The organism is Clostridium sp. 'deep sea', from assembly GCF_014931565.1.
Lineage (GTDB): Bacteria > Bacillota > UBA994 > PWPR01 > PWPR01.
Genome location: NZ_CP063353.1, coordinates 3646935 through 3666562, shown reverse-complemented (window position 1 = coordinate 3666562; position 19628 = coordinate 3646935). Strand labels below are relative to the sequence as shown.

General features: G+C 28.4%; 19 protein-coding genes. 2 read left to right on the top strand and 17 right to left on the bottom strand.

Features of this window, described 5'->3' with window-relative positions:
• Positions 1–73: 73 nt before the first annotated feature.
• The 3 genes from IMX26_RS16945 to IMX26_RS16935 all read right to left on the bottom strand — a co-directional run bounded on the left by IMX26_RS16945 (position 74) and on the right by IMX26_RS16935 (position 5010).
• On the bottom strand, positions 74–1558 hold the full coding sequence (locus IMX26_RS16945; protein ID WP_195159537.1) for a hypothetical protein: 1485 nt from the start codon (positions 1556–1558) through the stop codon (positions 74–76).
• Between the two features lie 172 nt (positions 1559–1730).
• Positions 1731–3200, bottom strand: coding sequence for a hypothetical protein (locus IMX26_RS16940; protein ID WP_195159536.1), 1470 nt, complete (start codon positions 3198–3200; stop codon positions 1731–1733).
• 292 nt (positions 3201–3492) lie between these two features.
• Positions 3493–5010 carry a hypothetical protein gene (locus IMX26_RS16935; protein ID WP_195159535.1) on the bottom strand — a complete coding sequence of 506 codons (1518 nt, stop codon included), beginning with the start codon at positions 5008–5010 and terminating at the stop codon, positions 3493–3495.
• 742 nt (positions 5011–5752) lie between these two features.
• On the opposite strand from IMX26_RS16935, the gene IMX26_RS16930 reads away from it, so the two are divergent.
• Entirely contained in the window at positions 5753–7189 is a 1437-nt protein-coding gene (locus IMX26_RS16930) for an HD domain-containing protein (protein ID WP_195159534.1), read from the top strand.
• 88 nt (positions 7190–7277) lie between these two features.
• On the opposite strand, the gene IMX26_RS16925 is transcribed toward IMX26_RS16930, so the two are convergent.
• The 6 genes from IMX26_RS16925 to IMX26_RS16905 all read right to left on the bottom strand — a co-directional run bounded on the left by IMX26_RS16925 (position 7278) and on the right by IMX26_RS16905 (position 11291).
• Positions 7278–8387: a hypothetical protein gene (locus IMX26_RS16925; protein ID WP_195159533.1), complete on the bottom strand. Its 1110-nt coding sequence runs from the start codon at positions 8385–8387 to the stop codon at positions 7278–7280.
• 237 nt (positions 8388–8624) lie between these two features.
• Positions 8625–9059, bottom strand: a complete 435-nt coding sequence (locus IMX26_RS16920) for a flavodoxin (protein WP_195159532.1) — start codon at positions 9057–9059, stop codon at positions 8625–8627.
• An 18-nt stretch (positions 9060–9077) separates the two neighbouring features.
• A complete protein-coding gene (locus IMX26_RS16915) occupies positions 9078–9668 on the bottom strand; it encodes a DUF3793 family protein (protein WP_195159531.1) in 591 nt (196 codons plus the stop codon).
• Positions 9669–9830: 162 nt separating this feature from the next.
• Complete coding sequence (locus tag IMX26_RS18310) at positions 9831–10202, bottom strand: GyrI-like domain-containing protein (RefSeq protein ID WP_347707916.1); 372 nt, start codon at positions 10200–10202, stop codon at positions 9831–9833.
• A 14-nt stretch (positions 10203–10216) separates the two neighbouring features.
• Positions 10217–10450, bottom strand: coding sequence for a hypothetical protein (locus IMX26_RS18305; RefSeq protein ID WP_347707874.1), 234 nt, complete (start codon positions 10448–10450; stop codon positions 10217–10219).
• A gap of 52 nt (positions 10451–10502) precedes the next feature.
• Positions 10503–11291, bottom strand: a complete 789-nt coding sequence (locus IMX26_RS16905) for a MerR family transcriptional regulator (protein ID WP_195159530.1) — start codon at positions 11289–11291, stop codon at positions 10503–10505.
• Positions 11292–11410: 119 nt separating this feature from the next.
• Here IMX26_RS16905 and IMX26_RS16900 point away from each other — a divergent pair, with 119 nt between their 5' ends.
• Complete coding sequence (locus IMX26_RS16900; protein ID WP_195159529.1) at positions 11411–12781, top strand: MATE family efflux transporter; 1371 nt, start codon at positions 11411–11413, stop codon at positions 12779–12781.
• Between the two features lie 196 nt (positions 12782–12977).
• Here IMX26_RS16900 and IMX26_RS16895 read toward each other — a convergent pair whose 3' ends face one another.
• From IMX26_RS16895 to IMX26_RS16860, 8 genes are all read right to left on the bottom strand, one after another.
• Positions 12978–13448, bottom strand: coding sequence for a GNAT family N-acetyltransferase (locus IMX26_RS16895; RefSeq protein ID WP_195159528.1), 471 nt, complete (start codon positions 13446–13448; stop codon positions 12978–12980).
• 15 nt (positions 13449–13463) lie between these two features.
• The gene (locus tag IMX26_RS16890; RefSeq protein WP_195159527.1) at positions 13464–14015 is read right to left on the bottom strand and encodes a hypothetical protein; all 552 of its coding nucleotides are present in this window, start codon (positions 14013–14015) and stop codon (positions 13464–13466) included.
• A 98-nt stretch (positions 14016–14113) separates the two neighbouring features.
• Positions 14114–14911, bottom strand: a complete 798-nt coding sequence (locus IMX26_RS16885) for a class I SAM-dependent methyltransferase (RefSeq protein WP_195159526.1) — start codon at positions 14909–14911, stop codon at positions 14114–14116.
• Positions 14912–15084: 173 nt separating this feature from the next.
• Positions 15085–16209, bottom strand: a complete 1125-nt coding sequence (locus tag IMX26_RS16880) for a DHHW family protein (protein WP_195159525.1) — start codon at positions 16207–16209, stop codon at positions 15085–15087.
• A gap of 12 nt (positions 16210–16221) precedes the next feature.
• Positions 16222–17622 carry an MBOAT family protein gene (locus IMX26_RS16875; protein ID WP_195159524.1) on the bottom strand — a complete coding sequence of 467 codons (1401 nt, stop codon included), beginning with the start codon at positions 17620–17622 and terminating at the stop codon, positions 16222–16224.
• 142 nt (positions 17623–17764) lie between these two features.
• Positions 17765–18298 carry a DUF4358 domain-containing protein gene (locus IMX26_RS16870; RefSeq protein ID WP_195159523.1) on the bottom strand — a complete coding sequence of 178 codons (534 nt, stop codon included), beginning with the start codon at positions 18296–18298 and terminating at the stop codon, positions 17765–17767.
• 139 nt (positions 18299–18437) lie between these two features.
• Complete coding sequence (locus tag IMX26_RS16865; RefSeq protein WP_243259215.1) at positions 18438–19370, bottom strand: MFS transporter; 933 nt, start codon at positions 19368–19370, stop codon at positions 18438–18440.
• Between the two features lie 11 nt (positions 19371–19381).
• Positions 19382–19615: a hypothetical protein gene (locus IMX26_RS16860; RefSeq protein WP_243259213.1), complete on the bottom strand. Its 234-nt coding sequence runs from the start codon at positions 19613–19615 to the stop codon at positions 19382–19384.
• Positions 19616–19628 lie beyond the last annotated feature (13 nt).

Genomic DNA, 19628 nt, shown 5'->3' with positions numbered 1-19628 from the left:
AAATTTATCATTAGCTTCTTAGAGTTTTAGCTAAAAAATTTAGCCAATTTAAATACTTACCATAACTAACAAGTTACTGCACAATAACTTTGCCACTTGGCAATGGTAAAACAAAATCTGTTCCTAACTTATCTTGGTAATTATCATAGCTTTTACACCACTCTAACTCGTATTCATTATTATATTTTTCAATTATTGTTTCAGTATCATAAAGTGCAAGAGACACAACTATAGGCAGAGTTGCTCGTTTAATGTATCTAATAGATTTTATAATAAACCCTCCGTCAACAGTCGGAATAATATCTTGTGGAGAATAGTTTAAGGCATAATTTTTTTTAATTAATCCCTGATTACTATAAATTAATAAATCACCCACATACCTATTGCTACATTTAACTATAAAATTGCTACAGGGAATTAGAAAATCGCCATTTGGTAAAAGAGTTTCATGTTTAAATCGCTTTTGAGATAGCTTGCTTTTAGTTGATAATACTATATCTCCATTATCATTGTATTTTTCAATAATACCTATGCTATTAATGCCCACATCTCTAGCATGTTTAGTAAGATATAAGTATTTATCACTTATTAAAACATTATTATTAAAGCATTCGCTAATCTTATTTAGTCTGTACCATATAGTGTTAAGATTAGAATCTAGCCTAGCTATAAACCCTTGGTTATCTGAGAAATCTCTATTTTTAAAGTCTCCGTTAGTTGATTTAGTTACTCCTGCAATAACTAAACCGAACTGCTTGCTGTAAGCAATACAGTGAACATCATCGTAATCGTTACCTCCAAATAATCTTTGTTTAACAATAACGCCATTGTTATTTATTTTAGTTATTACTATGTCTCTAACTGAGACTGATGATTTATCAGTTAAGTTTTTGGTGTTACAAATTCCAACACAAAGCAAATCATTATTTTCAGTATTTAAAATATGTTTTATTACACTTCCACATGTTTCTGCAAAGCTTTGTTTCCATAAAACCTCGCCTTGCTGGCTAATACAAGTTAAATTATTCTTTTTATGCAACTGTTGATTAGCTTCACAGCCTGAAAAACTAATAATTAAATTTCCGTTAGCCAGTTGTTTAAAATAATCTATTGTTAAATGTTGCAATGCATTATCTATTGTTAACTGCCACAATTCTTTACCAGATAAATCTATTTTTTTAATGTATGGTTTATAAAACTCACGCTCTTTAAAGCCCTTTATATCTTGCTTTTGTTTAAATGCTAATGAATATCCCTCTTCAACTTCTATTAGCTCTTTTAATTCACTATTGGGATTCTCTGCATCATATATTTTAAAATTATTTATTTTTATTAGTGACAAACTAGTAAGAGGTATTTCATTAATTTTATTAGGTTGATAATCGCTAATATTTTGACAATGTTTATTTTTATCATCGTTTAGATCTGCTATAGAATCTATAATTGCTTCTATATCTGTATTTATGATTTGGGTTGGTTTTTCACTACTAAAGGCACCTAAAGTTATAAACATAACTATTATTAATATAAATATTGATATTTTACTAACATACTTCACTTCTTCACCTTCTCTTATTTATTGTTGAATCTATAATGGGACTTTAAGTTTTGCATTAATTTTTTTAAATTTTATTCAAGTAAACTAAACAGACTATCGCAATAGTATACTCATACTATCACGATAGTCTGTTGGTGTCAACATATTTATAGTTTAGTTAACATGAATGAAATTACTGCACAATAACTTTTCCACTTGGCAATGGTAAAACAAAATCTGTTCCTAACTTATCTTGGTAATGATCATAACTTTTACGCCACTCTAGCTTATATTCATTGTTATATTTTTCGATTATTGTTTCAGTATCATGCCGCATACATGAAAATGGTAGTGTTTTAATTTCTCTAATAGATTTTAAAATAAAACCTCCATCAACAGTGGGTATAATATCTTGTGGCGAATGTCCTAAGAAATAACCTGTTTTATAATTGCCCTGATCATTATAGATTAATAAACAACAACTATTACGATTAGCATTGGCCACTATAAACCATCCATTTGGTAGTAGTGTATGTTTTTTGAATATATCGTATTGTGTGGTGGTAGTTAATTGTTTATATAATCTATCACCAGTCTTATCATATATTTTAATCATAGCTATTCTTTCATGGTAAGTATAATCATCAAAAAGATATTTAGTAAGATAAATAATTTTATTATTTACTATAATATTTTTATTGTTCGTGTCATCGTTATGTTTATCCATGTTTATTCTACACCATAAAGTGTTAAGATTTGAATCAAACAGAGCTACAAAGTCTCGAGTATCTTTAAATATGCGTTCTATAAATTCACCATCAAATGACTTAGTTGCTCCTGCAATAACCAAACCAAACTGCTTATTGTATTCAACACAATGAACATCATCGTAATTGCTACCTCCAAATAATCTCTGTTTAACAATAACGCCTTTGTTATTTATTTTGGTCAGTACTATATCTCTATGATACTGCTGATCTGACTCGATTGGGTTTTTAGTATTACAAGCACCAACACAATACAATTCATTTTTTTCAGTATATAAAATATGTTTTATTACACTTCCGCAGGTTTCTGTAAAGCTTTGTTTCCATAGAACTTGGCCTTGCTGGCTAATACAAGTTATACTCTTTTTCTGTAACTGCTCGTGAAGTTCACAAGCTGTAAAACTAATAATTATATTTCGGTTAGGTAGTACTTTAAAGTAATCTATCGTTAACTTCTGCAATGCTTTATCTATTGTTAACTTCCATAGCTCTTTCCCAGTTAAATCTATTTTTTTTATGTATGTATTATAAAACTCACGCTCTTTAAATCCTATAACATCTTGCTTTTGTTTAAATGCTAATAAATATCCATCTTCAACTTCTATTAGTTCTTTTAATTCACTATTTGGGTTATCTGCATCATATATTCTAAAATTATCTATCTTCATTAGTGACATACTAGTAATGGGTATCTCATTAATTTTATGAGAACAATAATCACTAAGTTTTTCATAATATTTAATTTTAATCGTTTTTAGATGTTGCATATCATAAATAGTTGTTACATCTTTATCTGTATCGATAATCTGTATTTGTTTTTCAATACTTATTACACCTAAAGTTATAAACACAACTATTATTAATATAAATATTGATATTTTATTAATATACTTCACTATTTCACCTTCTAAATATTGTATAATTACACCTACTTTTTTCTTGCAGTTATTCAGTCATTTCTGCTGTTGTTTTCTAAGTTTCTTTGCATTGTTTAATTTATTTTTATTGTTTAAAACATCCCCTCAGACTATCACAATAGTTTATATTTATCCTATCATGTTAGTCTGTAAGTGTCAACGTTATTAACTTAGTCTATAATACTTCTTTAGGTAATGAACAACGCTGGAATCACATCACTACAATATTAGCGATAAAATATTAACTCAGTTGTAATCTAAGCTAACGAGTTTACTGTACAATAACTTTGCCACTTGGCAATGGTAAAACAAAATCTGTTCCTAACTTATCTTGGTAATGATCATAACTTTTACGCCACTCTAGCTTATATTCATTGTTATATTTTTCGATTGTAGTTTCAGTATCATAGTATGTATATGAAATACAGGGTTGTGGTAGTGTTTTAATGTTTCTTACAGACTTTAAAATAAAACCTCCATCATTAGTAGGTATAATTTCTCGTGGTATATATTTTAGTGAGTATCTTTTAACTGCTTGATTATTATAAATTAGCAAATCACACTTATTCTTTTTACCATTACTGCAAATAACTAAAAAATTCCCATTTGGTAAAAGGGTTTTACTTAACATTTTTTCTTGATCCAGTTCATCTTTAACTGAACATAAAATATCACCATCTTTGTTATACTTATCTAAAGATATTATGGCATTACCCCTAGAGTACCTAACATGTTTTGAAACATATAAGTACTTGCCACTTATTAATAAAGCTTCATTATAGGTATTTGTATTATTGCTTAATCTATACCATATAGTATTAAGCTCTGAATCTAGCCTAGCTATAAATTCTCGGATACCCACCTGTTCACGATTAAAGTCGCCATCAGTTGATTGAGTGATACCCCCGATAAGCAAACCCAACTCTTTGTTATAAACAACACTTCGCACATTATCGTAGTTGCTACCACCAAACACTCTTTGCTTCATAATAGTGCCTTTGTTATCCAGTTTAATTATCATAATATCTCGATAATACGCTCGCTCTGATTTGGGTGGATTTAAGGTATTATATACACCTATACAAAGCAGTTCATCTTTATCAGAAATTAAAATATGTTGTATTACACTTTTACAGGTTTCTGTAAAATCTTTCTTCCATAAAACTTTACCTTTTTGACTTATACAAACTAAATAATTTTTATCCTGAACCTGTTTGCCGGAGAATAAAAGTGACATAGGGTCATACCTAGCAAAACCTATAATAATACTCCTGTTATTAAGCTGTTTTAGGTAAGATATTTTAAAATTTTCTAACACCTTATCTATTGTTAACTTCCACTGTTCCTTACCAGTTAAGTCTATTTTTTTTATGTAAGGCTTACCAAACTTATGCTCTTCTTGCTCTTGTTTAAAGGCTAATACATATCCATCTTCAACTTCTATTATTGTTTTAAATTCATTCTTTGCATTATATAAATCATATATTATACTGTCATTTTGCTTCTTTAATATTAAGCTATTAATAGATATTTCATTAATTTTATTTGAAAAGTAATCATTAATTTTTTCATAATTAGTTTTAATATTTAGATTTATATGTGGTATGCCATCTATCACTGTAACAAAATCTTTGCCAACACTCTGTATTTTTTTTGGTTTTTTAAGCTCTAATTTTGTTTGACTTATCTCACATAATATAGTTTTTTGTTTTTGGCAATACAAAATATATACAGATATTGTCATAACTATTATTAACATAAATATGGTTACTTTAATTATGCCTTTCATAATTTCACCTCTAACTTATTGTATGATTTGATAAATAAACATTACTAAGAAAAGCGTATAAAAACGCTTCAGACTATTGCGATAGTCAATTCTATACTATCACGATAGTCTGAAGATGTCAATTCACAATTTTATAGGTTTAAGGTTTTAATTGTTTAGTTAATGTTACTTTGTTTTCTTATGCCATATTGATATTATTCTTATAAGGATGTAATAAAACCTTAACGGGATTTCTTTAGTAATCAAAGGTTTTTCACCTGCTATGCTATTATTTTTTAGTGATATTAATAATTAAAATATAAACTCTCTTTAGCATTAAACCTATGTTAATGTTTTTTATTAATACATATATATTGTATCATAAATTCTATTTTTGTTTATTTACAGTAACTTTAAAGGTATATTAAAATTAAGTAACAGCTATTATTTTGGTATTATAGTAAACTTTACTTATTCTATAAAACTAATAATTATTAATTCTAAGAATTATCACAATCAAATTTAAATTATATTTAGACAGCCAAAATAGTCATAATCATAAAACAATTTTAATTAGTTAAATTTAATTTAAATTTTATTTAGCATATACTAATTTGTAATTTTTTCTAGTTTTTTTTTGAACATACATCTCATTAACTATTGGAGATTTAATTTTATTATGGTAGCATAAAATAGACCCATAATATTTGCCTAAGTTTTACTAAGTATAACTTAGTCACTTTAACTTTTGTTGGAGGACTCAATGAATAAACAGGTTGTAGGTACCATATTTTATAATGAATTAGCCAATATTTTTAAGAGTACTTATTTTGAGCTCCTATTAACTGGGTCTATTGTACTTGGTGACTATGTTTTTCAAAAAAGTGATATTGACTTTGTTGTTTTTATAGATGATAGAATAGCTAATAATATTGAACATAGAATCTATAGACTTCATGACATGTTTAAGATAACTGATAATATCCTAAATAAGTTAGAGGGAGTATATTATGAAGTAGTAAATAACCAAATAGTTGGTGGTATATATATTGGCTCTTCTAAAACAAGTTGGAAAAGGATTAATGGAGTAATACACTCTATTTTAGAGATAGACATCTTAAAAAAACATCACTATAAAGCTGCCGAAACCAGAAAAGATTTTATGAAGGTTTTACCTAAGTTTATATCTAACAATGTTCTAAAAAATTACTTACTTCACCATAATAAAAGCCTTGTAGAAAAAAACACAACCCTAAATGATCCTCAATTTACAGTTCATGCAATACTATGGGCATTTAGGAGTATTTACTTTTTAAACAACAATAAATACTGCTCCAAAGCCCAGTCAATTACCTATATAAAAGAGCAGTCTCTATTTAGCAAATATGCAGATTTAATTAAAGTTATTGAAACTTATACAGACTCAAGAGATGAAACTATTTTAAGCCAAATAAAAAATATAAATGATAGGTTCTCAGAATTATTGCAATACATTAATCTACATTTAGAGCAGTATAATAATGTTAATGTTGAAATAGCAGTAACAACAAGTGATAGTGATAATTTTAACGAAATAGTTTTAGCTACTCAAAGCTATTTACAGCAGTATTTAAGTAATGTCAATATTACCAAAGAAGAAAAAACTTATCGTTATAATCATAGTCTAAGGGTTGCCAATATAGGTCTTAATTTAGCTGAACTAGAGGGAGCTAATAAAAATATAGTAGTCTTAAGCTGTTTATTACATGATATTGGAAAATACGATACAAATGATAATGTTGAACACGGCAGAGTATCAGCTAAAATAGCTTTTGAATTTCTAAAAACTCAAAATTTAAGCGGGCAAAATATAGCTGACATTTGTTACGCTATTGCTGCCCATGTAGACAATAGATGTGGTTATGAATATAAACACACTTTAGAGGCAGCCATAGTTAGTGATGCTGGTAATATTGATCGTTATGGAGCTTATAGAATTTACAAACATATTCAATGGAGCACCAACAATTACAAGGGCAATTTAAATAAGGAAAAAGAAGCCATTAAAATGCGTATCGAAAAGCTTGAAAGATATTCAAATAACAAGGTCATGCAAACTAAATCGGGTAATGCCTGGTTCGCAAAACAGCTAAGACTGCAAATTGCCTATTTTAAGGAATATATAAATGAAATAGATATGACAATTATACCGTATGTGTAATAATTTAATAAACCAAAAAAATCCTATTTATTAATAGGATTTTTAAGTTTGTCTTATTTACTGCTTGAGGTAAAATTTTTATAAAGCTCTACTTTTCCTTATTTGTTTCATGGCTCATCTGATCTAAAATAATCCAAGGATTATTCTCGTCTCTTCTTACTAAATACATGCGGTGTTTAATGTAGCCAGAATCCTTAAAGGTTTTAGTGTTGTCATATTGAACATCATAATAAGCATCTATAATAGTTGCATGACCTTCTTGTACTTCATAAACCCTCCATTTAGTAGTGTTTTTCCACATCTTAACATAGTGTTCAATCTCACTTTTAGCTGCCTTTGTTACTTTATCTAGTTTAAAACTTTTAACATAATTTGAAGGGTCATTTTTCATGTTCAATAAGTATTGTGTAACAGTGTCTTCTGCACTCAGTAATTGATATTTTTGAGGTATGGTACTATATGTAACTTGCCATTCAGAAAAATCATCTTCACGTATTAGGTATTTTAGTTGTTTGTAATGTCCACTTTTTAAACCTGTTTTAGCATTATTATACTTAATAGAGTAGTCTACTAGCAAAACACTCAATTTATCATTTGTTATTTCATTTTTACTGTATAGTTTTATATAATTAAGCTCATTGGGGTACATATTTTTATTTAATTCCTGTATATCATTTATAAAAATACTGTTTACCTCTGGCAATTTTATAAGTTCATTACATGAATCCTCTGCTACTTCATAAATAGTATCAAATGTGTTGTTATACTTTTCACTCTCTTGGTAAATAGACCAGGCTTCTTTTTTTATTAAATAAAATCTTCTTGTAAGTTCAGTAATATCATTATTATGTACTTTATCAATAATATTTATTTTAGCCAAAACTACGCTAATATCATCTTCTGTTAAGTTTTCATTCATTAAAAGCTCTTTACCACCGTATTTTCTGAGTAAATAATTACTTTTATCTAACTCTTCTACAGAAGTAATTTCGTATTGTTTATTGACTTCTAAATTATTCATATCTTTTAACAAATAGCTATAAACAGTCTGCTGAGGGCTATCAGCTTCATAAAGCAAAACGCTTTCATTAGCGGTATTTATGTATAGCTTAACACCCACTGTTGCTAACAAAATAAATGCCACTACCACAAGACAAAACAAAACAAAATCTTTTGTGTCAGTTATTTTGTTTTTCATAAATTATTGTCTCCTTTCTTTTTAACAATACTTACACATATCTTATTGTAATGTAAATATTTCCATTGGTCAATTTACTTATTTAAAAAACAGTACTAAAAAAGGTGTTGTTTCAACACCTTTTTTAGTACTGTTTGAATAGGAGAAAATATAATGTTGTAGTATATTATATTTTGGAGAGTCATAGTTACTGATATTGGCTATTTTCTACCAGCAACATGTAAAAATATATAAATTTTAATTTGTATTAGCTAAATTTACACCTAAGTTTATACACTGCTTTGCACTATCTGCTTCGGGTGTTAGGTTAACAGTTAGACCCGAATCTATTAGCTTTGCCCCAAATCCCTTCATTTGATCTTCCCAATTGCGCATCCATTCACCATCGCCCCAATCATAAGAGCCAAATAAAGCTACAATTTTGTTGCTAAAATCAATATCTTCAAGTGAATCTACAAACGGTTGCATAAGCTCTTCCTCTAAGATTTCGGCTCCCATAGAGGGACAACCTAAAGCCAAATACTTAGTATCAGCCACCATTTCTTTTGTAGCATTTTCAACAGCTACTATGTTGGTATCGCCACCTGCAGAGTTAAAACCTTCTGCAATTAAATCTGCCATTTCAGCTGTATTACCTGTACCGCTCCAATATATTATAGTAAGTTTTTTCAATGTTTTTACCTCACTTTACTAAACACTCATTAAAAGTACTTCCTCGGGAGCTTTAATTTTTAAGAGTGATTTTATTGTTTGTTTTGAGTTTTGAATTGCGTTAAATATTTGATCTGATGGTTCACTATAACCATACACTCTCCAACCACATATTTTTGTTAATTTTAGTGATGGATGTCCGATAAAACCTAATACATCTTTTAAAGGGTACCCTAAAAATATACCAATTTCATGGGGGATGACGCCTAATGTAATATTACTTATTAGCTTACGCATATAGTCCTGAAAATTATATTCTTTAGGATACCCCTGCTGTTTTAAAAACTTTATGTTTCTTTTATCTGTTAAAACGTTATTTAGCTTATTTTCGTTATAAAAAAGTACTTTAATATTGTTATTTTTTAGTTTAACAACTGTATGTTTTACTCTTACACACCTCCCTAAGCTATTATTAATTATTGAAAGTTTTTTATTTAAGTTTTCATCATTGCTTAAAAAGCTTAACAATTCAGCAGGTTTTGTGCCCATAAGTACCGGACCAATTTTCTCTACTAGCCATTTTGTGAAGCCAGTGTTATGTGAGTTAAACACACACTTACAGGTACTCATAAACATAACCTCCTTATTTATTGATAATGATTATCATTATTGATTAACTAAATGATATCATACTATCACTAGTATGTAAAGAGCATTAACATAAATATTGCATATTTTTATCTATAAAAAAAACCTAAGTAAATTTACTCTACCTAAGTTTAGTATTTTTTATTACTTTACCTTTATTCGTAAAACTGTTTTTAGCTTATTAGGCTCTGTTTTGCGAAAATCACTAATATAAATTTCACGATGTTTTTTACTCAATCTCGTTAAATTATTCTCTTTGCAGTAATTATGAATTTTATTAAAGCTAGCAGGCTCATTATCGTAACTTCCTACATGAAGCATTTGCACACATTTTCCTTCTTTAATAACTTGAAACTTAACTCTATTTAATAATTCATGAGGTTTTTTATTTTTTACAGCCTCAATAATTTCATTAAAAAAATGGTTAGTAACAAATTCTGGTTGTCTTATCATTATAGTATAAGCTAAATTATCTTTATTTAACTCTCCCTCAACATGTTTGCTTTTGTCAGCAATATCCCATTCACCTTCTAATGGATAAACCGATAGTTATAGTAGTCCTTAGGGGGGTTCTTAGACTTATAAGACATACGTATAGCATAAGAAACTGAGTACAATACAGCAATACAATCACTAAAGTGTACATTATTAGGATTACCCACACCAGCTATTGTGCAAAATCTAAACTCCGGAACCTCTATTAATTCTGGTTTTTGATTAGGTAAATAAAGCTTTTTATCATGTTTACGCCATTCTATTTTCATATAAACACCTCTTTAGCTTATTTTAACAAAATTAATATGACAACTATTTGTCTTATTTAAAATCTATTTTTACTTGTATGTTAATAAAAAATTTATTGGCATAGTAGTAGGAATATCGATAATTTTCATTAATAATTATATCTCCACTAGAGCTTAAATTATTATCTATAATAAACTTTTTAAATCGTTTAACCTCATGTTCTAGTTTATTGTCATTACTAATAAAAACTCCATGGCATAAATATTTACCTGCTGAAAGCTCTAACTTTGGAAGGTATCGTTCATACTCTTCCTTATCATAGTCTTTATACATGCTAATAATTTTATTACCATGATAGATATGATAGGCCGAGTCATAGGCATCCAAAAAGGGTATTGTGCAATATTTAAGTATTTCATAGGTTTCTTTTATGTTATAGTTGAAAATTGCTCCTATATGCAAACAAACTAACTCTCTTTTAGGCATTTCAATTATTCTAAATTCAAAGTTATTTTTTTTAAACTGATTAGCAACATCCACCTTTTTTTGAATAGATTTTCTCTTATTTTGTAAATCTGCTATTTGTTTATCTACCGTAATTAAAGACCTATTTAACATAGCTATGTAGTCTTCTATTTTATAATCAGTCAGTATAGTTTTAAGCTCTGCAAGAGATACTCCTAAGTCTCGTAATATTACAATTGCATCTAACCTATCTAATTGCTGAAAATTATAGAGTCTATAACCATTAGCATCAATTTTTAAGGGTTTTATGATACCTATTTTTTCATAGTATCTTATCTTAGAGGTAGATATATTAAGGATTTTTGCTAGCTCACCTATATTTAAAAATTCACGCATTTTATACTCACCTTTTCATTGACATTAAACCTACTTTAAGGTTTATTATATAAAACAGTTTTAATTAGTTCAAGAAATAAAGATATTTAGATTAGTTAGGATATGAAAGGAACATGATAGTGACTGGTAAACATAAAAGAATTGATTTAGAAAAAGAAAAGGTATCAAAAATATTTTGGACCTACGCTATACCCTCTTTAGTAGCCGTTTTGGCGCAAAATACTGCTGGTTTAGTAGATTCTGCTTTTATTGGACGTTTTGTAGGCCCTAATGGCTTATCCGCCATAACCTTAGTTATGCCTTTTGTTTTTTTATTTGGTGGTGTAGGCACAATGTTAGCCATAGGGGGCAGTACCTTAGCTGGAATCTATAAAGGTAAGGGAGAGTATGAAAAAAGTAATAACTATTTTGTAGTGACCATTAGCTTAATTGCAATTGTATCTATATTGGGCTCAATAATACTCTTTTATACCGGAGACTTAATTGCTGAAATTCTTAAGCTAAGTGGAGAAGTGGCAGGATTTGTTAACGATTATACAGGCGTTTTATCAGTATTCATTTTACCCTTTATAACGTCTTTTGCTTTTTTATTCTTTTTAAAACTTGATGGTAAACCTGCTATAGCTGTGGCTACATCTGTAAGTGGCACTGTTATAAATGTTATATTAAACTTTTTATTTATTGTTGTCTTTAATATGAAAATGATAGGTGCGGCTTTGGCTACAGGTTTATCTCAGCTTATTCCTTGTTTAATCTTTTTGTATTTAATAATTACTAGATCTAGCTGGAAATTTACTAAGCCAAAGTTTCTTAAAAAAGATATTTTGGCTATGATTTTTAACGGTTCATCAGAGCTATTGAGTATGGCGTCTACATCTATAGCAGGCTTTGTCTATAATGCCTTAATTATTAGTAAAATTGGTTTAGATGGCGTTGCAGCTTATTCTGTAGCAATGCAAGTTGCTAATATTTCAACCTCTATTTCTTATGGTTTTGCTGAATCTTGCCAATCTTCTATTAGTGTAAATGTAGGTGCCAAACAATTTAAGAGGGTTAAAAAACTAAGACAATATGCTGTATACTCTAATCTAATTGCTGGTATTTTTATGGCTATTGTTTCTGTTGTATTTAGTAAAGAGATTATTAGTGTTTTTACAAATAAAAGTAACATTATTCAGTTAGCATCATTTATTTTGTTGTTTTATGCTATGTCGTTTTTACTAAAGGGAGTAAATATAGCTTTAGCTACTTATTATACATCGGTTAACTCTCCTTTAATATCCTGTATAATTGCTCTATCTAGGAGCTTAGTTGTTTTTATTATAGGGCTTTATTTAATGCCGCTTATCTATGGAAAAAACGGAATTTGGATTGCAACGATTTTTGCTGAATTTGTCACCACGATAATTGCTTTAATTTATTTAAAGTTTTATCCATACGGATCGCTAAAGAATATTAAGAATGATATAAAAGCAGTTAAAGCCAGTTAATTGTTTTAATGTTATAGATAAAGCAGCAGTGAGTAAATCAATTTTTCAATTTACTCACTGCTGCTTTATTAATATATAGTACAATTTCACTAACTAATTTTATTTCAGTTATACCTAAGTTCCACAACGGAATCACCCAAGGTAATTCCAGCGAATACTTGTTTAGGTAACAATTAAAATAGAGCTATTGCATCTTTTACTTTTCATTTAATTTTTTAACAACAAACTCTCTAATTTTTACAAAACCCTGCTTTTTGTAAAAGTTGGCAGCCTCATCATTGCCAATCCAATAATCTAGTTTAATTTCATTTATACTATAAAGTTTAGCAATTTTATATATTTTTTGCATAAAGGCTTGTCCATAACCCCTACCTTTATAGCCTTTTTTTATGCTGATTTGATGAACATATATATCCTTAAAGCCTTTACTAAACTCACTTTCGGCATTGGCTCTTAGCTCTAGCCAAGCGTAACCTATATAATCATTATTATCTTCTAACACTAAAAACAGATGCTCTTTATTATTTATAAATTTATTAAAAAATACTATCATACTTTCATATTTGTAGTCTTTAAAATACTCTGGATATAACTCAACATGAATTGTATGTACATGTTCATTTAACTGTGCTATTAACTCGCTACTATTAGTTCTATAAAAGTTCATTTTTAACTCCTAAAACTATTTGCTCCAAATCACTGAGCCACTAAAGCCATAACCATCCTGAGATATAAACATTCTAAACTCTTTATTCTCTTTATTTTTCCATTCAATAACCTTGTTAGCCATGCCACAGGGTAACGAAGTTTTAATGTAAATTGAGCTATTTTCTATTTCATCATACTCTTTAATTACATCGCTATTTACTAGTTCTTTTTCCTGCTCATCCCAAACTACATTAAGAAGTTTAAAATCAAAGATTTCACCAATAATCTCTATTTTAACATTGGCACCAGTTTGCTCACATTCAATAGCTATTTCATCAAACTCTTCTACTAAACCATCAATATTATCGCCAATAATATTTACTGATAAATCTACCCCATCTTCTGGCATTAAAACATACTCAAAATTATTATCATGTACAGCTACAATTCTCATTACTTGTTTTTGATAATGCTCTTCGGGCCTTAAATCATCTTCTGGATTTTGTACATTTGGTGTTGCTACTTTGTTACAGCCTACTAATAATAAACAGAATAATAAGGTAATAATAGTTAGTTTAGCTTTCATTATAATTATCTCCTTAATACAGATCTTATAAAAAAGTTGATTATACCAATAATAATTTAAAAGCAGCTGTACAATCTACTTATTATTATAACATTGTACTAAAGCTTTTGAGCTAAAATTCCATACCAATTAATATAGTTAAAATCCTCTGTAAAATCACCTATTTTATTTTGTTCTTGTTTTGAACCTAACCATATTGAATCCAAATCATAACAGCCAACTAACCTATATCCATTATTTTTTAACATGTTAGTATAATCTTTTAGTATAAGAGGGTAGTAGGTTGGTGCAGTTAATATGATATGTTTTTCATGTTTACCATTTTTATCAGTTGAGGTTACAAACACAAAATCTACTGAACCATCTTTATACCAGTTCCAAAATTGATACAGGCTCTTATGTTCTGTGTTTGTCATTACCATAGGGTCAAATGCCTTAAAACTTGGTTTTTCTTTTACAATCAAGTCCCAGTTTCGTATGTCTATATATAGATATCCCTTATCATTAAGTTTTGCCGAAACCTCTTTTAGGAAAATATCAACATCATTATTACAGATATGCGGAAGTGAATTACCTGTAGATATTATACAGTCATATTTATTAGGAAGCTTGCTGTTTAGTTCTCTAAAATCACTATTATAAAGATTTATATCATAACCTGCTTTATTAAAATTCTCTTTAGCTTTTTTAAGTAAATTTTCACTTATATCTGAACCAGATACATCGTATCCTAACTTAGCTAATGGTAATGATGTGCCACCTGCACCAATAGAACAATCATGAATCATTTTAACTTTTAAACCTTTAAAAAGATCGTTATAAAAGTCTTTTAATAATTGTTGTTTATTATCTGCCATATTTTGATTATATAAAGCTGAACTATCATAGATTTGCATTATTTCTCCCCCATTTCTGTTAATATGTAGCTTAAGTTCATTGTATACAATATACCGTTCTACGTCAACAACTTAAAAGGGTTAATTTTCCTAAATGTAAATATCTTATAAAACATCCTGTCGTACCAATAACAACACTCCAAGTAGTAATTATATAATTATAGCTAGTTCCGCTATCTTACTAACCAATCCAAGCTGTTATCTTCACCAAAGCTGGTAACATTATATAAAAATAAGGCATTATCTATCTTGTTCTCAGTAATATAATCATAAATATTAAGCTTATAATAACGTAGATCTACCACATGTATTTCCTCATAATGGTTTGCTAAAAATGGAATAAAACAGTGTGAATAAGAGTCTTTTATAACTATTAGTTTTTTATTATTGGTAACACTGCTAGTAATTTTTAATAAAGCATGATTGCCACCCAAAAACATTGAGTACTTATCCTTTTTTGTTAAATAACTGGTATCGTAAAGAGATGTGCTTTTTGATTCACTATCTAAATACTCTAGCTGGTAACTAACTGAAAATTTAGGATTAAATGTTTCTATTGAATCTGCTGGTAGTTGTTTGTTAGCCTTAGAGTAATAGGTGCCAAAAAAACTATCACTAACTGTTTCAATACTAAAATCATTGATGTTATAGGCAGTAAAACCCATGTCCTCAGCGTACTTAGTATAGGCATAATATGCACCACGCATCGTCCAGTGGTGATCTGTTTTAAAGTAAATATATTCATCTTTAACATTGTTTAAAGTACTATATATATCACTAAAAATAATCCCATTATTTAAGTTTTGTTTAACAGTGTTAATAACTGTTAGTTGATCAAAAACTGAAACAAACTTAGGAAGCTTATCTTCGTAGATTTTTATAGAATTTGGTACTAATAAAACACTGGTCTGTAGTTCTGTAAGTTTACTAGCAAAATAGTTAAGATTATTAATATTGTTACTAAGTGTATCACTAGGTTTTTTAAATTTTTTAAATAAGTAATTATCTTTACCAAAATAGATATCATTATTTTCTTTTTTTTGCAAAACACTCTCTATACCAGATTTAATAAAAACCCATTTATCTCGATATAATACTTGATCTATTACATATTGCTCAAATGATTCTGTAAAATCTCCAGACATAATTTGTTTTAAACTAAGCTTAGGAAATTTGGCTAATACCCTATTTTCAGATTCCGAAAAACTTTTTTCAGGCATTAATGCGTAGGATATATTAAAGGTTACTAATATACCTATAAATATTATTATTAATGTTTTATTAGCTGTATTGTTCATTTTTAAGTTCTCCTAAAATCTAAAGTATAAAAATGGATTATATGAGGCATCTACTAAATAAGCTATTGATATTATAAATAATGTGACAAAACAAATTAACTGAAGTATAGAATATTTTTTATAATTACATGTCACTTTTCTTACAAAATTCTTTATAATAGGAGTACTAAAAATAGTTAATAGAACTAATAATACTGCATAATTACTAACTAAGTATAAAAAGCTATTATCTATTAATTTACCGGTAAAAGCAAACATTTTATTAATATAACAATAAATATCATTTAAACCCTCGTAGTTGAATAACACCCAAGATATTAGTATTAACATTAAAGTATATAATCTTTTTAAAAGTGTAGGTAGTTTATTTAGCAGACTCAGTAAAAATAGCTTTTCGAGTGCTATTATGACCGCAAAATACAAACCCCATAACATGAAATTGTAGTTTGCACCATGCCAAAAACCTGTTAAGAGCCAAACAACTAAAAGATTAAAATAGGTTCTTATTTTGCCCTTTCTATTTCCTCCTAAGGGTATATAAACATAGTCTTTAAACCAAGTACCTAAAGATATATGCCACCTTCGCCAAAACTCCGTAATGCTTTGAGATATATAGGGGTAATTGAAGTTCTCTAAAAAACTAAAACCAAACATATGACCAAGCCCAATAGCCATATCTGAATAACCACTAAAATCAAAGTAAATTTGAAAACCAAAAGCAATAAGCCCTAACCAAGCCGTAGCTACAGACAAGTTAGCAATAGAACTGGCTTGCACCTCAGCAAAAAGCAAACCTATATTATTAGCTAATAAAACTTTTTTTGCTAATCCAATAATAAACCTCTTAATACCATAGGCTATTTTATGATAGTTTTCTGTTCTGTTTGTTAATTGTTTAGCTACAGTTTTATATCTCACAATAGGTCCGGCAATTAGCTGTGGAAACAATGTTACATAGGTTGCTAAAGCTATTGGAGATTTTTGTGCTGGAACTTTATTTCTGTATACATCTATGGTATAAGACATAGTTTGAAAAGTATAAAACGATATACCAATAGGAAGCGGTAAGTTTAATAGCTTAAAGCTGGTATTAAATAGCATATTAACGTTTGTAATTATAAAATCACCATATTTAAAAAAAGCTAATAATCCTAAGTTTATTAAAATAGATGAAATAACTAATAGTTTTGCTTTATATTTATTTTCTCTATATTTATCTATTAATAAGCCATGCATATAATCTACAACAGATGAAAAAATCATTAAACCTATATATACTGGCTCACCCCAAGCATAAAAAAACAAACTAGCTATTAATAACACAATATTTCTATATCTTTTAGGCGTTAAATAATACAAACCTAAAGTAATGGGCAAAAAGTAAAATAAAAAAGTAAGGCTACTAAATACCATATTAATCTTCCTTGTTTAAAATAATTTATAATTTAGATATTTATTAGTTGTTAATTTATAATTTATGTTCCACAATAATTATTTTTAAACTTAAAAAGAACTAAAAAAGAGGAGCTGCTTTTAACAGCTCCTACTATAATTACTATTCTTTCTTTTCAAAAGCTTGTTCGAATACCTCTTTTATCTTTGCAGAATCATCATATGTTGCATAAATAACATAGTTGTCTTTAGCTTCTATTACATTTGCTTTTACTTTATCGTACTGATTTGGTAAGTATTGTTTCCATATGCTATCTTGTTGTTCTTTTATTTTTGCTAATACTTCTTTAACAGCATCTACTTTACCATCTTTAGCTTTTACAACAATAATGAGATTAGAATTAACATTCATCATATGTTGTAAAATTAAACCCTCTTCAACCTCATCTTTATTAAACAATTTTGCAGTTGGGTTGTTTTCATCAGTCATAATGTCTGTAATCATATACCCAGGCAATTTGCCATCTTTAAACTGCTCTTCTTTTACACCACCAGCGACTAGGTCTGTTTTAACTTGCTCTTTAATGCTGTCCATAATATCGTTTACAGGAACATTAGCTGCTGGTTCTTTAGGTGTACATCCAACTAAAGCAAAAATAGAAAAAGCTATTAATGCTATACTTATTATTTTTTTCATTTTTTTCTCCTCATTGTTTGTGTTTTATGCAACTATCCTTAGATAGATATTAATAAAAAGAAGTTCCATAGTTTTTACTAAAAAATCCATACAAGTTCTACCATTAATAAAAGACTGTTAATATATCTTAATATCACTATTAGTTCTTATTATTTTTACAATGTTTTTTATCTAACTTTATATAAAGATAAAAAAAGAGTAATCCACACATAGCTATCATAAAACAAGTAAAAAATGCAGTTTCAATAGCTATGTCAGCACTTTTTCCTATAAAAGGATTGATTACTGCTGCAATTACATTGCCAACCATAGCGTATATTGAAAGAACAGTAGCTCTATCTCCACTTGTTATTGATAGGTTTTGTAGCTCAGCATAAATTGGGTTAATTATCGACATACTACCAGATATTAAAAAAATAAAAGAAACAGATAAAATAGCATTATTAGTAAAAATAAGTGCAATACAGCTTAATAATATTGCTATAATTAGTATAGCTATGGTCTTTTGTTTACCAAATTTTTTACTAAGTAAATGAGATTTTACAGAGCTTAAGTTAGCTACTTGAATTAACACAATTATTACACCAAAGTATTTTATAGCTATTCCACATTTTAAATATTGTAGTTGGTTCAAAAACACTGTTACAGCTTGAAACACTTCTTTAATAAATGCTATAGCAACAACTAAAATCAAAACCCTTTTCATTGACCAAGCATTTTTAAAGCTATCCTTTAGTTTTGGTTTTTGAGCTGAATCAGTATTAACCTCCTTAATAAATACAGTGAAAATAATTGCTAAAGCATATGGAATTATAGTATAAAAGGCCGTGCTACTCAGTGAATTTTTTACCATATATCCAGAGAGTAATGAGGCAAGTAAGTATCCTACTGTAGCTAAAGCATTATATCTGCCAAAAATCTGCTGAGATTTTTCCTTGGGGGCTGAGGAATACAGTAGTGCTAAATCACAGCCAGATAAACCCGCAATAGCAATAGCTAAAAGCACTCGTTCAGCTAAAAACATACCAAAAGAGTTTGCTCTAAAAAAGACAATTTTAGATATAAAAAACACTATATTAGAAATTAACAAGGTTGTTTTATAACCAAATTTATCAGCGACCAACCCCAAGGAATTTCAAAAATCAGCATTAAAATCCAAAATACAGACTCTATGACAAACACCTGATTAAGATTTAATCCTCTTGCTTGTCTATACAGAGTAGCAACAGGTCCGTAAAAAACAAAACCTTGTAAAAAAACAATTACATACATTAAATATATATTTAACTCATTAGTTGACTTAATTTTATTAATCAATTTAAAAACCTCC